This is a genomic window from Facklamia sp. P13064, assembly GCF_050409425.1.
In the GTDB taxonomy this organism is placed as follows: Bacteria; Bacillota; Bacilli; order Lactobacillales; family Aerococcaceae; genus Facklamia.
Genome location: NZ_JBNUPM010000005.1, coordinates 72,844 through 88,826, shown reverse-complemented (window position 1 = coordinate 88,826; position 15,983 = coordinate 72,844). Strand labels below are relative to the sequence as shown.

General features: G+C 35.6%; 14 protein-coding genes and 1 pseudogene. 2 read left to right on the top strand and 13 right to left on the bottom strand.

Features of this window, described 5'->3' with window-relative positions:
- Positions 1-112: 112 nt before the first annotated feature.
- A complete protein-coding gene (locus tag ACQV2S_RS03555) occupies positions 113-280 on the top strand; it encodes a hypothetical protein (RefSeq protein WP_428874550.1) in 168 nt (55 codons plus the stop codon).
- A 236-nt stretch (positions 281-516) separates the two neighbouring features.
- Positions 517-1,755 carry a D-alanyl-D-alanine carboxypeptidase family protein gene (locus ACQV2S_RS03550; protein ID WP_428874549.1) on the top strand — a complete coding sequence of 413 codons (1,239 nt, stop codon included), beginning with the start codon at positions 517-519 and terminating at the stop codon, positions 1,753-1,755.
- Positions 1,756-1,773: 18 nt separating this feature from the next.
- Here ACQV2S_RS03550 and ACQV2S_RS03545 read toward each other — a convergent pair.
- The 13 genes and pseudogenes from ACQV2S_RS03545 to ACQV2S_RS03485 form a co-directional block, all read right to left on the bottom strand.
- A pseudogene (locus tag ACQV2S_RS03545) lies at positions 1,774-2,309 on the bottom strand (ABC transporter ATP-binding protein).
- Between the two features lie 21 nt (positions 2,310-2,330).
- Positions 2,331-2,579 carry an FtsX-like permease family protein gene (locus ACQV2S_RS03540; protein WP_428873627.1) on the bottom strand — a complete coding sequence of 83 codons (249 nt, stop codon included), beginning with the start codon at positions 2,577-2,579 and terminating at the stop codon, positions 2,331-2,333.
- A gap of 152 nt (positions 2,580-2,731) precedes the next feature.
- The gene (thrS, locus tag ACQV2S_RS03535) at positions 2,732-4,672 is read right to left on the bottom strand and encodes a threonine--tRNA ligase (protein WP_428873626.1); all 1,941 of its coding nucleotides are present in this window, start codon (positions 4,670-4,672) and stop codon (positions 2,732-2,734) included.
- Between the two features lie 330 nt (positions 4,673-5,002).
- Positions 5,003-5,200, bottom strand: coding sequence for a hypothetical protein (locus tag ACQV2S_RS03530; RefSeq protein ID WP_428873625.1), 198 nt, complete (start codon positions 5,198-5,200; stop codon positions 5,003-5,005).
- A 25-nt stretch (positions 5,201-5,225) separates the two neighbouring features.
- Positions 5,226-6,155: a primosomal protein DnaI gene (gene dnaI, locus ACQV2S_RS03525; protein WP_428873624.1), complete on the bottom strand. Its 930-nt coding sequence runs from the start codon at positions 6,153-6,155 to the stop codon at positions 5,226-5,228.
- 1 nt (position 6,156) lies between these two features.
- Positions 6,157-7,692: a DnaD domain protein gene (locus tag ACQV2S_RS03520; protein WP_428885029.1), complete on the bottom strand. Its 1,536-nt coding sequence runs from the start codon at positions 7,690-7,692 to the stop codon at positions 6,157-6,159.
- Positions 7,676-8,167 (bottom strand): transcriptional regulator NrdR, encoded by a 492-nt coding sequence (nrdR, locus tag ACQV2S_RS03515; RefSeq protein WP_428876502.1) that lies wholly within the window; start codon positions 8,165-8,167, stop codon positions 7,676-7,678. Before nrdR ends, ACQV2S_RS03520 begins: the two co-directional genes overlap by 17 nt.
- Before the next feature lie 49 nt (positions 8,168-8,216).
- On the bottom strand, positions 8,217-8,810 hold the full coding sequence (gene coaE / locus ACQV2S_RS03510) for a dephospho-CoA kinase (RefSeq protein ID WP_428885028.1): 594 nt from the start codon (positions 8,808-8,810) through the stop codon (positions 8,217-8,219).
- 37 nt (positions 8,811-8,847) lie between these two features.
- The gene (gene mutM / locus ACQV2S_RS03505) at positions 8,848-9,699 is read right to left on the bottom strand and encodes a DNA-formamidopyrimidine glycosylase (RefSeq protein ID WP_428885027.1); all 852 of its coding nucleotides are present in this window, start codon (positions 9,697-9,699) and stop codon (positions 8,848-8,850) included.
- A gap of 128 nt (positions 9,700-9,827) precedes the next feature.
- On the bottom strand, positions 9,828-11,843 hold the full coding sequence (locus ACQV2S_RS03500; protein ID WP_428885026.1) for a DUF2079 domain-containing protein: 2,016 nt from the start codon (positions 11,841-11,843) through the stop codon (positions 9,828-9,830).
- An 8-nt stretch (positions 11,844-11,851) separates the two neighbouring features.
- Positions 11,852-14,632, bottom strand: coding sequence for a YfhO family protein (locus ACQV2S_RS03495; protein WP_428885025.1), 2,781 nt, complete (start codon positions 14,630-14,632; stop codon positions 11,852-11,854).
- Positions 14,629-15,570, bottom strand: a complete 942-nt coding sequence (pgfS, locus tag ACQV2S_RS03490; RefSeq protein WP_428885024.1) for a glycosyltransferase PgfS — start codon at positions 15,568-15,570, stop codon at positions 14,629-14,631. Before pgfS ends, ACQV2S_RS03495 begins: the two co-directional genes overlap by 4 nt.
- Positions 15,567-15,968, bottom strand: coding sequence for a GtrA family protein (locus ACQV2S_RS03485; RefSeq protein ID WP_428873616.1), 402 nt, complete (start codon positions 15,966-15,968; stop codon positions 15,567-15,569). The genes pgfS and ACQV2S_RS03485 overlap by 4 nt, the downstream gene beginning before the upstream one ends.
- Positions 15,969-15,983 lie beyond the last annotated feature (15 nt).

Genomic DNA, 15,983 nt, shown 5'->3' with positions numbered 1-15,983 from the left:
TTTATTAGTTTAACTAAAACAAATTGCCCAAGATAAAGAATATTTACCTCTAGTTAGATACATATCCATTTCTGAAAAAGATCAACACTTTAAGCTTTATATCAAAGGTGGTATGGCTGCTAAATATGGACAACTGGATTATGCCTATCACGGTACAGCTATTTATTTTGAAAATGGACACCCTATCTATGCTCTGGTTCTAATGAAAAGAGAAATTGGGACAGTGGATCAATTTATGGGAAAACTTAACCTTATTATCAATGAGTGGTCTCTCTATTAAATTTCTCCCAATAAATAAAACTATTTTATCAAAAATTACTATGTTGTAATCTCTTTTATTTTTACCAATCAACATTTAAAATTGCGCTTTTCATAACTGTGAACGAAATTTGATGCTTCTTTGATTTTTTTAAATTTCATATCTCAATTGGACTTAAATTGAGATTTCGCTATAATAAAGAATAGTTTATTGACTAGTTTTAACGTTAGTCACACCCATTTTAAGGAGGACAGCCTATGCCTATACATTCAATAAATTGGCAAAAATTTTTTAAAAAACTTGTTTTAGTCATGCTTTTTAGCAATTTATTCAATCAAGCTATTTCAGCCCAAGTTGAAAATTTATCTAAATTACCTGATCTGTCTAGAGATATTAATAAGGCCAAAGAATACAAGACGGTCGTCATGCCAGATGATTACCCAGAGGAGCTAACCAGCTTTTTTGATAGTTCAATTAGTTCAAGATCCTTCATTGTGGTAGATGTTGAAACAAATCGAATTTTAGCTCAAAGAGGAAGTAATATCCCCTATCCAATTGCTTCTACAACTAAAATTCTTACAGCCTATCTTACTTATAAAGCAATTGAAGATGGGAAAATAAAAATTACAAGTGAAATTGAAGCTCCCAGTGATCTAACTCAAGCACTCTCTGATAACCCTGAGTTAACTAGCACCCCTTTAATAGCTGGTCAAAAATATACTGTAGATGATTTACTTCATGCTTTAATTATGCGTTCAGGGAATGATGCAGCCTCTTTACTGATGCGAGAAATCTATGGTTCAGAAACTGCAGCTGTTCAAGCGATGATCGACCAACTTAATAATTGGGGCTTTGTAGATTTCGATTTATACACAACTTCTGGTGTCCCTAATGAATTTATACCTGAAGATTGGCGTATGGCTGGGTCTCTAGCTAGTAATGAAAACGCAATGTCTGCTCAGGACCTAGCTTTGATGACTCAAAATGTCATTAAAGAATTTCCAGAAATTTTAAATATTTCTTCTGCTAAAACTTATGTTTTCCAGGAAGATGGCGACTTTAGCCAAGTTTTTAATACCCCTAATCCTCTTTTACCTGGTCAATCATTAGGAAGAGAAGGAATTAATGGCCTTAAATCCGGTCTCACAGATGGTGCAGGAGATAGTTTTGTAGCGACAGGCAAGGAAAATGGGCGTGAAATTATTGCCTTATCCATGGGGAACTTTATCCAAGAAGATGGAAGTTATTCTTCTTCTTATGATCAATTAACCTTGATTCTTGATGCTTTAGCTGAACATCCTGATTTATATCAAAATGAAAACTTACCCCTTAATCAAGTAACTCAATCCAAAGTTGAAGAAGAGCTTAATGAAACTTCCATAGATGGTGAAGAAGATAATGAGTCTCAAACCGAACAAGAAAAAAACACTTTAGAAAATCGAAGAGATAATCCAATAACTAACTTTATTAAAAGAATATTTGACAATTTTAGATGATTAAAAAGCAGATCTCCTTTAAAAAGGAAATCTGCTTTTTAAATATTCATTGCTATCGGCTTCTTCTAATTTTCCATCTATCATTTTAAAAAATCGGTCACATTTAGATATTAGCCGCGTGTCATGCGTCACCATAATTGTTGCTTATGCTATTTCCTTAGTCATTTTTGCTAAGAGATCCACTACCTCGAAAGCACGTTCACTATCTAAACTAGCCGTCGGTTCATCAGCTAAGCGGAATTGATCTTTAACTTTTAAAAAGGAATAAGATTCGAGGCTTGTAAAATTAAACCTATTTTATCAAAGCGGCGTTTAGTACGTTCTTTATCACTTAAAGCGGAAAAATCTTCTTCTTTTAAGTATACTTGACCTTTTGAAGGACTTTGGAGCCCTCCAATAATCGATAATAAAGTACTTTTACCAGAACCAGATGGGCCAATTATGGCCACAAATTCGCCTGGTTCAATCACAAAATTAGTCTGTTTCAAAGCTTGAATTGTTTTGTCACCATCTTTAAAACTTTTTTCAATATTTTTAATTTCTATGGCTTTCACGTTTATCTCCTAAGATATTGCTTAACTTGGATCAATGCGTACAATTTGTCTAACTGAAAGCAATCCACCTAAAACCGCAAAGACAATCATTAAGATCATTGTAATTCCAATTAATTCCCATGAAAAAGCAAAAGGTACTTTTGCTGGTAAATAAAGGGCTGTTAAAAGAGTAAATATCAAACCGAGCGTGGCTCCTATAACCGCCATTAGTAAAGTTTGGTAGACGACTGAGCTACCGATAACGAAGCTTGAAATACCCTGTGCCTTCATGACACCTATACAAGACTGCTATGATCATTGCTAATAACTGCCGCCTTATTAGAAAATAATTTTTGTGAATTAAAAAAACACTTAGTCTCAAATTTGCCTTTAAGTAGTTAATAAAGACAATTTGGGCGATAAGTGTTTAGAATTATAATTTTTTATTTTTTCGATTTATTATTAATATCCGCTAAAATCATTGCAATGAAATCTTCAACCGAAACTGATTCTGAATTTTCTTGACCGTAACGACGAACATTCACATTACCAGATTCAACTTCTTTGTCCCCAATTACTAATTGGTAAGGAACTTTAGAAGTTTGAGCTGAACGAATCTTATAGCCAAGTTTTTCATTACGCAAGTCCATTTCAACGCGAACACCAACATTTCTCAAAGCATGATAGATTTCTTCTACTTTTTCACCATGGGCTGCGAGATTAACTGGTAAAAGAACAACTTGAACTGGAGCTAACCAAGTAGGGAAGGATCCCTTGTACTCTTCAATTAAGTAGGCAACGAATCGTTCCATAGTTGAAACTACACCACGGTGGATAACAACCGGACGATGGTCATTTTGACCATCCTCACCTACATAAGTTAGGTCAAAGCGTTCTGGAAGTAGGAAGTCTAATTGTACTGTGGACATGGTTTCTTCTAAGCCAATAGCTGTTTTGAATTGAACATCTAACTTAGGCCCATAGAAAGCTGCTTCCCCTTCCGCTTCAAAGTAATCCAATTCTAATTCATCCATAGCTTCTTTAAGCATAGCTTGGGCTTTTTCCCACATCTCATCATCATCAAAGTATTTCTTAGTATCCTCAGGATCACGGTATGATAAACGATAACGATAATCTGTAATGCCAAAGTCCTCATATACCTCAGAAATCAACTGTAACACACGCTTAAATTCCTCTTTAATTTGGTCAGGACGAACGAAAATATGCGCATCATTAAGTGTCATTTCACGAACACGCTGCAAGCCTGATAAAGCACCCGATTTTTCATAACGATGCATCATCCCTAATTCTGCAATTCGAATAGGTAGTTCACGATAGGAATGAATATCATCTTTATAAATCATCATATGGTGTGGACAGTTCATCGGTCTTAGAACAAGCATCTCACCGTCACCCATATCCATAGGCGGGAACATATCATCTTGATAATGATCCCAGTGTCCCGAGGTCTTATAAAGATCCGTCTTGGCCATGATTGGAGTGTAAACATGTTGATAACCCAATGAAATTTCCTTATCAGTAATATAGCGTTCGATGGTACGACGGATAGTTGCTCCATTAGGTAGCCAGAAAGGTAAACCTGATCCCGCTTCCGGACTAATCATGAATATGTTCAATTCTTTACCTAATTTACGGTGGTCGCGCTCCTTGGCCTCTTCACGTAATCTTAAGAATTCATCTAGATCTTCTTGTTTAAAGAATGCTGTTCCATAAACCCTTTGCATCATCTTATTATCAGAATTGCCACGCCAATAAGCTCCAGCGAGTGACAAGAGTTTAAAAGTCTTAATCTTACCAGTTGAAGGCACATGAATTCCACGACATAAATCAGTAAAATCTTCTTGCGTATAGACGGTGATAATTTCGTCTTCAGGTAAATCATTGATTAACTCTTGCTTGTAAGGATCATCCTTAAAAATCTCTAAAGCCTCTTGACGCGATACCACTCGCCGTTCAATTGGATAATTGGCTGAAATAATTTTTTTCATTTCCTTTTCAATTTTTGGCAATTCTTCTTCGGTAATTGGATCTGGTTTGTCAGTATCATAATAGAATCCTGAATCAATGGCAGGTCCTACACCAAAGTGAATACCTGGATACAAACGAGTCATAGCATGAGCCATTAAGTGAGCGGTTGAGTGACGCATAATTTGTAAAGCTTCGTCACTTTTATTAGTGATAATCTCAATTGACCCATCCTTTTCAATTGGTCGATTATGGTCAATAATCTCTCCTTCAAATTTACCTGCTAAGGTTGCTTTAGCTAAAGAACGAGAGATAGATTCTGCTACTTGCATGGGTGTGATGCCTGATTGATATTCTCTTACAGCACCATCTGGTAATGTTAAATGAATTGTTGACATATAAGATTCCTCCTCCGTACTACTGAAACTTAAAACAAAACGTCCCATTGGCTATTACTAACCAATGGGACGTGTATTCGACGTGGTTCCACCCAAGTTCATTATCTTTTATAAGATAATCTCATAGAGTTAACGCCTCCGACGTCTCGACTTACCACTCATGCTTGGGTCGAGCATTCAAGAAGGGGTAAAGCTAATTATCATTAAGGTCTTCCAGCAAACGACCTCTCTCTTGAAATGAGGGAATTAAACTTCGTGACTTCTCATTAATTTCTTATCTTGAGTTAAATTCATTAAACCATCAATCTTAAAAAAATGCAAGAATTAGTTTCATAATTGCATTAATCTGCCAATGCCAGTCAAATTAGCTAAAATCCCTAAAAACATAGGAAATAATAAAACAGTTTGCTTTTCCACAAAGAAATACAACCCTGCCACCGTTATTTGAATAATCAGTGCAATAGCAAGGACTAGCAATATAAACCTTTGCTCTTTTTTAAAATCTGTTGATTTGAATCCATCTCTCATACATCGATTTCCTCTCTTTAATAAATTAACGGTTAGATAAGCGGCGATTTTCTCCCGTCAATTGCCATTCCTTAGTTAAAAATTTAATTCTTTCCATGATTCTTGCCGCTTTCGTCACGTCGGAAGCATTACGACTAGAAGCTAGATGAACTTCTAACTCTGCCATTGTGAAGTTGGAAGTGAAAAATGTTGGTAAGGATTCCTTCATCCGATGTTCGAGTATAACCCCTAATAAATCATCTCTTAACCAAGCTGAATTCGATTCCGCCCCAATATCATCAATAATTAGAACTGTTTTCTTCTTAATTTGCTCTAACATCATAAATAATTGATTGTCTTGCCCAATCACAGCCTTCATTTCCATCGTAAAGGTTGGGTAATGAATCATCGATACTTGATAACCCAAACTGGCTAGAGCATTGGCTAAGGCCCCTAATAAATAGGTCTTTCCAACACCAAACGGTCCAGCGATATACATACCTCTGGCTTGACGAATATTCACTTTAATCTCTTCAATAAAAGTTGTGACAGCTTCCATCAACACTAAACGTTGCGGACTGGTTAAGTCGTAATCTTCAAGCCTTGCTTTTTGAACATCTAGAGCCATCATCCGATTATCAATTAAAGCAGCTGTTTTTCTTTGGGCCTGTTGATGTAAATAACTTTGAGTGGGCACATAGGTAACATCTATATAGTTATAGTTGATAAAAAGTTCCGGTGTAAAACCAGGGTTTTGCCCTTCTTTACCTGCTGCCATGGCTTCTTTTTCCATCCGATACTCGTTGAGTTTGGATAGAGAATTCATGATCATTTCTAGTGAAATTTTGTCCTGATTAGCATTGATAAAATCCTTAATAGCAGGATAATTGAGAAGCACTTTTGTCATTTCTTGACTTGAAGCAGATTGGGGTGTTTGATTTTCAAAATCTTTCATCAGCTGTTTGATGGATTGCATCTTAATCTTCCCCCTTATTTAATAAGTTCTCTAGTCGTTTGCGAATTTCTTCTTCTTTTAATTGTGACGAAGGTTTTGCGCCTTTGTCTATAGAGTCATCATCTATCTCCTTTGACAATGCGTTCTTACCATTTGTCTCAACTGGTTTACTGCTAGCATTTTCTTGAGAAGTGGCTTTTGGATTTTGTTGTTCCTTCAACCAACTAGGCACCAACTCTTGATACTTTTTTTTGTTAGTCCAATTGTTCTTTGATGATTGTGCTTTTTGCTTGTCTTTAATTTTACTTTGTTTCTCTTTAAAGAGTCTCTGCTTATGTAAGAACTCCAAGGCCTCTGCAGGATCGGATAGTCCCACTTGTTGCCACTCATTAGCCAATCGATTCGATCTTCCTTTTTCAAAATTGGCGTGCCCTTCCATAACGATTAAATAATAAACTAAAAAGTTCAAGACAGCTTGTGGCAGACGTGATTTCTCAATTAGTTCTTTTAAATAATAATGTTCAGAACTCGTCGCAAATCCGCCTGCTTCTTCTTTAATTTGATTTAAAAATTCACTTGGATTCATTTGCTGACAGATAAGTATAATTTCAATTTCTTGATCGGTAAAGCTTGGATAGTTCGTTCTTAAATCATTTTTCAAATTAGCAAGTTCTTCGTGACTTGCTTTGACTGACTGGTCGACTAATTGATCATAATATTCGCGTTTCTTAAAATACTGATATTTTGCTGCATAAGTTCTTAACAATTCAAGATCAATTTGTTGTGTGACTGGACTTTGAGCGAGTTTAACAACTTGCGCCATAGCTTCCTCATCCAGTTCATAAAACTGACTTAAGCTAGCTATTTGGTTCAAGACAGCTTGGCTTATCAATTCTTTAGCAACTTGTTTACTGGCTAGTATCTGATAAAAGAAAGATAAATCAAATCTATCTTGAAAGTTGTCTTCATCAAGCTCAAAATTTGAGTATTGGTCTTGGAATTGTATGCCTTCGGTCGCTTCAAATAATTCACTACGACGAAAGTTTTCGCTTTTAGCATTGATAACCTCAGCGAAAGGTAAGGTGATTTCGCTTAATGCTGTCTGCCCTAGGTCTTCTTTTTTCCACAGACGAATCAAGCCATAATAAGACTCATCACCTATTTGATTAAAAAGAGCTAATGATAATTGGGGATGTTTAAAAAAATGTTCCACTGACAAAGGCATTTGCATTTCATAGAAAATAGTTTGCCGTGTATAGTCATCATGTGACTTTTCATCTCGATAAGTCCTTATAAGATTCACAGCTTCTAAATGAATGCGTGCTTGATTGAAATCCCCTATACCCATATTAAGAACAGGTAATAATCGAGAGTGCATCGTCCGATAGGTCCAATTAAGTTTTTCTCTCGGTTGGTGGGCCAAAGTTAAATATAAACTGACTGCATCGGCCCCAATAATCGGTTGATAAAGTTGAGTTAAACATTGAAGTTGCTGAAATGATAAAGGAAGACCTAATTTGACTTGATAAGGTTGATAAGGATTAATCTGTAAGACCATGGTCCTCTTGCTCCGATGATTTTGATTGTAGCGTTAGGGCTTCAAGTTCTTTAATAAACATTTCACGTGATTGGAATTCACGGTATACCGAAGCAAAACGAATATAGGCCACTTCATCTAATTCCATTAATAAAGGCATTACAAATTCACCGATATCTTTACTAGCAATTTCTTGTTCACAAACTTCTCGAATTTTATTTTCAACGTGACCGACCACTTCTTCCATTTGCTCACGACTAATCGGTCGTTTTTCTGCCGCTCTAACAATACCACGCAAGAGTTTATCACGATTAAACTCTTCACGTGTTCCATCACGTTTAACTACTAATAAAGGTGTTCTCTCAATACGTTCATAAGTATTAAAACGAAAACCACAAGTCATACACTCTCTTCTACGTCGGATAGATGCACCATCTTCTGCGGGTCGGGAATCAATTACTTTGGATTGTTGCTGATGACACTTTGGACATTCCATCAAAGCTCCCCCTTTCTATATAAATATATTAAAGTAATTCCTAATTCTATTATAGCTTATTTAATAAGTCTTGTAATGCTTGATTAACTTGTTCAGCAACTGTCTCTTTGTCAAACTCAGTATCAACTACAAAATCAGCTTGCTCAATTTTTTCGATAGTGGGGATTTGACTAGAAATTTTTCTTTGAGCCATTTCTAGATCGATTTGATCTCTTTGAGTCAAGCGTTCTAATTGCTTATGATAAGGCGCATAGATCACCCACACCTGATCAAAGAAAGCTTGCCAACCCACTTCATATAACAAGGGCACTTCAACGAATACCAATGGTTCAGATAACGTTTTAATTTGACGTCTTAGCTCTTCAAGAATCAAAGGGTGTAAAATTTGATTAAGGGCTTCTAAAGCTTGAGAATCATTGAAGACTATTGCCGATAAAAGTGGACGGTTTAAATGACCTGAGCCCAATAGAATTTTTTCAGAAAATCTTTCAACCAGTCTATTTAATCCCTTACTACCAGGCTTAACTACTTTCCTTGCAATTAGATCCGTATCAATAACTGGATAGTTTAAATTTTTAATTATTTGAGCCACGGTTGATTTACCGGTTGCTATTCCTCCTGTTAATGCTATCAAAAACGTCATACTATACCTCCTGTTTAGTCGATCATGTTTGTTTTTACTAAGTAAAATATCTCTGACACCTTGGACAGTAATGTGTGCCTCGTTGAGCCAACTGAGTTTTTTCTACGGTAGTACCACAACGAAAACAAGGCTGTCCCTTGCGCCCATACACTTGCAATTGTTGTTGAAATTCTCCTGCTTGTCCTAAACTGTTGCGGTAAGTTCGAACAGATGAGCCTCCTGCCTTGACCGCTTCATCAATCACCTCAATGATTGATTGATGTAGATCTTGCATATTACTTAGTGGAACAGACCTGGCCAAACTAGCTGGATGGATTCCTGCTCTAAATAAGGATTCATCAACATAAATATTTCCTAAACCTGCCACTGTTTTTTGATCTAAGAGAACAGGTTTAATCATACGATTAATTTTGGATAGGTCTTTTTGAAAACTTGCTAAATCAAACTCATTTTCTGTGGGTTCTGGACCTAAGTCCTTGGCGAGAAAATAATTTTCTAGCTCATTTTTCGCTATTACTTCAATCCGACCAAACTTTCTAACGTCATGATAGTTCAATAAAGTTTCATCAGTGAACATAAATTCGACATGAGTGTGCTTATCTTTTTGATAGGATGTCAATTGATCTTGAGGAGTGTATTGATATTTACCTTCCATTCGCAAATGCGAAATCATAACCTTATCGCTAAGAATAAATATTAAATATTTTCCTCTTCGTTTGACTTCAATGATTTGTTGGTCGATTAACTGATTAGCAAACAATTTTACTTCTTCAGCATTTTCAGCCCCTACTATTTTAGGCCAATAAACATTTACTTTTTTTATGGTCTTTCCTTGAACCAACTGATTCAATCCAATCATGACAGCATTTACTTCTGGTAATTCTGGCATTTAACCCACTCCTAAACTGAAATCTATTTTTATTTTATCATGAAAGAAGAACTTTGTCGGTTATGTCGAATAGTAAAGATGATATCGTCTTATTTTAAAAACCACCTAGGATTAGGTGGTTCAAAAATTTATCTAGCTTCTAAAATAGCAACATCCCTACCTGAAAGATCACTTTCAATATAGCCTGAAGCAAGATATTTTTCAATTACTTGTTTTTCTTCTGATTGACCTTCTAAAATTGAGCGATTAAAAACAACATAATCAATAGTAAGGTCTACTTCTCGATTATTATGATAGAAAAGATCATAAAGTTCTGAATTTTTTGATAAAGGTGTCGTATATGAGGATACCGTCACAACTCTACTATTTTTTGGTATTTTAGCTAAGGTCTCTTGAATCGATTGATAAAATTCAGTGTCGTTTTGATAGGATTGATAATCATACTTTCTAGGGCCTATCATTGTTACAAAAAACGAAAGGCTTGCTAATATTGATAAGGTGATGAAAAAGCTAGATAATTGTTCAAATGAGATTTTTTTGGTTCGAAACAGATACACTTTTCTTCTTTGCCAATGTTCAATGGTTATGATAGACATAAAAAGAATAAGCGTGCTCGACCCAAAGTGATATTGTTTAAATAAGTCGACTTGATAAGGCCAGTCACTGACAAGATTGATGACCAAAAGGGGTAACAATAAAATATACGGGCGCCATGAAACTTGTAGCAAGGGTAAGAAGGCCTGGCTTGCAAAAATAATCAAGAGATACTTTAACTTTTCATAAGTAAAAATACTTGCTAATGTGAATGCGGGGTTTTTTATGGCATTAAAGACCGCATGGATTAAACCCTCTTGGTCTGTCAGCATAAAATTGGCAAAGCGACTAGTCATTGCCCCAGTGCCAAAGTGTCTTAACCAAGTAATAGCAAAGAAAAAATAAGCTATTGGTATAATAATCTGAAGCCCAAGTATTACTTTTTTTACCTTAGACGTTTGGGGCCAAAGATTTTGTAATAAAAAGAAAGCCCCGATACTTATTACATAAACAATCGCATCTTCTTTGACTGCTAATAATAATAGGGTTGCTACCGCCATCTTCCAGCTCGATTGACTGAGGTCGGCATAAATTAACCATAAAACTAATGGTGCTAAAAAACAATTTTCATGATAGTCATAGAATTGACCGCTAGTCAATGATGGCATCCATAAATAGAGCAAAAGAAAGACAATTCGATACTTCACACTCCACTTTAACTGATTAAGTATTAAATATAAAGGTATGACTCCTGACATTACAATGAGAACTTGAAGCGCTTGAATAGTCAAAGGACTCGGTAATAGCCAATAAACAGGCAGAATTAAATAATGAATAGGAGAGAGATGCACTGCAAAATGTGACAACTTTTCTCCTCTTTCTAAAGTTGTAATAGGCCCCATCCCATTCGCCATACTCTCAAACATCTGCGAAAAAATGCCCATATCATAAGTCGGTGAAGCATAGACTAAAACTCTAGCAATTACCCATAAGCCAACTGTTGATGCATACAATATAATGGACAGAAAGAATATTGCCCATAAACTCCCTGACCTCATTCTTAAATTTAATCGTTCCAGAAGACTTCCACGAGTTAAGAAGTAAGCTAAAATAGCACTTAAAATAAATAAGATTAATAATTTTTTATCCATTGATGAACTATTTGTTACAAATGTTTCTTCATTCAAAAAAACAGCCAGATAAATGAAGCGTATCGCTAAGATATAAGCTCCTCCCAATACAATGAATTGTTTCTTAAGTCTATTGAAAAAGAGATAGCAATAGTAGGTCATTAAAAGAAAAAACACACCCAAGACGATTACTAAGGATGAGTTTTGCCATGTAAAGAATAGACAAAATATTACTAAGACAATAGTAAAAAATTCTCCTCTTAAATCTTCTCTTGAAAAATGAAAATCGCCCGCTAATAAAAGTGAAAAAACTAAAACAAGCATACTTAAAAAAGAAAATATGGACACTTGATTATCCAGAATGACCAAAACATTGAGTTCAGGACACATCATAATGTTTAAAATCGCCGTTATTAGATAAGCTGATAGAAAGTGAAAGCCAAGTGACCAAGAAATAATTAAAGATTTTTTCTGACTCATCTTGAAATTTACTCCTCTACTTTAATGTCATTCGTTGGGTCTTTTGTAATTTTGAACCTTTCAACCTGCTGGTCAGTAGGAGACTTTTTGGCTGAGCGACCAATTTGTCGTTTATTTAACGACTCACCATTTAGATGAAACATTAAGAACTTGCCGTACTTTTGCTCTAGAAGAGCCCAAGCAATTAAACTTAAGGCAGACAAACTAGTAATGCCTGCTCCCAATAAAAGGCCTCTCGGCTGAAAGATCATTTCAAGTTGATGTTCGCCAGCTTCTACTTGAAAGGCCAAAAGAGAATCCCATATTTTTTCGTCTTCTACAAGTTCTCCATCGACCTTCACTTGCCATCCTTGGTCGTACGGAATAGAAGTAAACACCCAAGGGCTATCTTTAATTGTAATCGAACCTCTCACATAGTTGGAGCCCCACTCTTCTATTTGTATGGCCTCTGACTGCCGGTCTTCGATTATTTGGTTAACCTTATTTTGATCCATTTGGTAAATCTTCAGATCTGTCAAATTGAATTGTCGGTCAGCCTTAATAATGATCTCCAACTCTTGTTCTTGACCTTTGGCTTGATGGGCAATATTAAAGACTTGATTGGCTCCGAATTTAGAGCGATAATCGTAATTCTGTCCATTTAATAAAATGTCGACTTCTCCCTTATAGGTTGATAAACTGCGCGGAATATCGACAAAGTAGGAATCATCAGTAGTTGGCGTAAAAATCAACTTCATTGAACCATCCAGTGTATTATCTTCACGAGAAAAGATTTGACCTCCTGATTGTGTCGCTCCATGAATTAAGTTGGTTAAAGTCACCTCGGTCTCAACCAGTTTGAAAATTTCTGTATCATCTGATAGGAGAGCTTGAGCAATCGCATTTTGGTTAGCGATCGGTCGGTTTTCAATTAAATTCAATTGAGCTAACTGATTACTTACTCCAAAAGCAATCGGCAATGTTTTAGGAGTTTGGAAAATGGTAAATCGATCGGTTTCATCTACCTTATTCGCCTCATTAGTAATATCTAGGCGTGTCACATCCGTTGGAAAAATATAAGTCTGATCAATAACAGCTTGATCATCACTTGAAAAGGGTTCATTATTTACAAAATACTTCACTCCGAATAGAGCATCAGTTAAAGGAGTACCATAATAATAAATAGATGCATCAATCGCTGAATTTCCTAGTTCTTCGAACAAATCTCGTGTAGAGCCTTCTAAACTAGAGGTGAAGGTTGTCATTCCAGGATAACTAAAAGTCATCGGATCATTTTTAGACCGATAGAATGTTTTAGAGATACGGTAAAAATCGCTTTTGTCTGGACGAATTTTATCAATAGATTCGTCAATGACATCCAGTGCATTTTCAAATTTAAAAGCATTGTTATGATTTAGTCTTCCCTGGGAAAGATAGGCATTGGCACTTAACTCTCCAAAACTTAATAATAAAACTAGCAGCCATTTAAAGTGAGGCTGTTTTACTAAATAAAGAACCAACCACATTAGCCCAAAAATAAAGGCGGAAGCTTGTCTTTGTTCAGGAGTCAGGAAAGAATATTCCTTGACCATCACTACAGACTGAATTAAGAGGGCAATAGCTATTCCAATGAAAACTTCCTGGCTTTCAATCACTTTATCCTTGAGTCCTTGATAAGCTAATAAGATAAGGAAAAAGACTAGAATCCAAGAAAAACGATAGAAAAAGCCTGCTGGATTTTGTCCCATATGCCAAATCTTGCTAGTGAATTCATGGGTCATAGAAAAGAAGAAGATAGTTAAAACTGTAGCGCTCGCCCATTTATGGCTGGTTTTAATTGTTTTCGATAGGAAATAACTGATTACCCCCACCATAGCTAAGGACCCAACATATATGTTGGGTAAGTTCGGTCCCGCAGACCATGACTCATTATCAAAAGCCCCTATCATTAACTTAGCAAAGATATCTAATGGATTTATTTGTAATTCCCAATCAAAAGATAGAGTCGATTCCAAAGCAGCTTTTGAAAAGAGTAAGTTATAAATGTTAGGCACTAATAATAGAGCTGACAGTCCAATTCCTATTAAAGAAAACATACCTAAGCGAACAACATTTTGTCCTAAAAATTTAAAATAATGGTCTTTATGTACTTGGTAATATTGAACAAACAAATAATAAAAACTATAGAATAAAATAAACAAGCAAATCATATAGCCCATATAATATTGAATGATCATAGTCGAAGCCAAAAGAAAAATGTAGGTGTAAGGCTTTTTACCATCCAGTACATTTTCTAGCGCTACAAGTAGCAGAGGCATTAGCCATAATGCATCCATAAAAATAGGTGTCATTTGATAAGACACAGCGAAACCATTCAAGGCATAGGTGGTAGCCAAAATCAAAGTCAAATAAGGTCTTTTTTGGCCACCATGGCGTTTAATAAGATAATAAGCCATGGATAAGCCCATAGCCCCATACCGCAACCATACCGATAAAAATATAGCATAGGTTATCCATTTCATGGGTAAAATTAAATAAAATATATTGAAAGGACTCATTAAGTAATAAGCCCAAGCCCCAATCATATTTCCTCCAATTGATTTGGTAAAAGAATAAAACAAAGCGCCAAAATCACCTGAATAAAAAGAATTTCGCATAAATATATATAAATCAATAAATTGCTGATTAAAGTCGATAGCTAAGAAAGACTTTTCTCCAAAAGGAAAGAAATCATTAATAAACCACCCTACTAGCATTAAGGCCAAAGGAGCCAAGCCGCTCATTCCATAAATCCATGTTTTTTTCTTCATTCCTGGTCCCCCTTCTTAATATTGCTTTCTTCAATAATATAATGAGGCCTTCCCTTTACCTCATAGAATATTTTACCAATATATTCACCTAAAACCCCAATGGAGACTAATTGAACGCCTCCAAAAAATACAATTGTAAAAATAGTGGTGAAGTAACCTGATACTGCTTGACTCGGATCACTAAAGTAGTTAAAAAGTAACCATATAATATAGAGTCCGGCAATTGCAATACAAGTTAAACCTAAGCCAAAAATCATTCTTAAGGGATGATTAGAAAAGGATAGGATTCCATCTAAAGCGTAGTTTAAAGACTTTTTGAATGACCATTTTGTTTGTCCTGCTTGTCGTAATTCATTTTCATATTCAATGACCGTTTCCTTAAAACCTATCCAAGAAAATAATCCTTTAGAAAAACGATTATACTCTCTTAATGAGGTAATAGCATTAATGGCTGGCCGTGATAACAGACGAAAATCCGAAACACCATCCGTCAATTCGACATCCATCATGGTGTTGGCAACTTTATAAAAGATTTTTGCAAAAAAACTGGTTGTTTTTCGTTCGCCATCTCGACTTCGCTTGGCATTCACCACATCATAGCCTTCTTGATATTTAGCAATCATTTCTTTAATTAAATATGGCGGATTTTGTAAATCTCCATCCATAATAATAACTGCTTCGCCACTGGCATGATCAAAGCCCGCTAACATTGCAGCCTCCTTACCAAAATTGCGACTAAATGAAAGGTATTTAACTCGCTCATCTTGTTCAGCAATTTTTCGCATCAATTCTAAGGTGTGATCGGAGGAGCCATCATTCACATAAAGTAATTCAAATTCGAACTCAACCATTGTTTTCAATTCTTTACTTAAAACTTGGTGAGTCTTTTCGATCATTTCTTCTTCATTATAAAAGGGAATCAAAATTGTTATTTTCAATGTAGGTCTGCCTCCCCTTCAAAATAAATTTTACGTGTCACGAAATTAAAAATCATCACAACAATACCGATCAGTACCTTAGAAATCATTACATCCCACTTGAGCCAATCTACAAAGATCACCAAGCCGATTAGGGTGATTAGCAATCCGATAACACTTAAAATGAAAAAAGCCAGGAATTCTTTATGTCGTTCTCCTGCTTCAAACTTACTTTTAAAAACAAATTTCATAGACAGGTAATAGTTATAAAAGGTAGCTACTACAAAAGCAATGGTTGCGGCAATATGGTGATTAACACCAAATTGATAATTAAGCAAATAGAGGATCCCCATATCTAGTAGGGTCGCTGTCCCTCCAACAAAAACAAAACGAGTGATTTGCTTCATTAATTTTATCATAATTTCCGTCCTTTT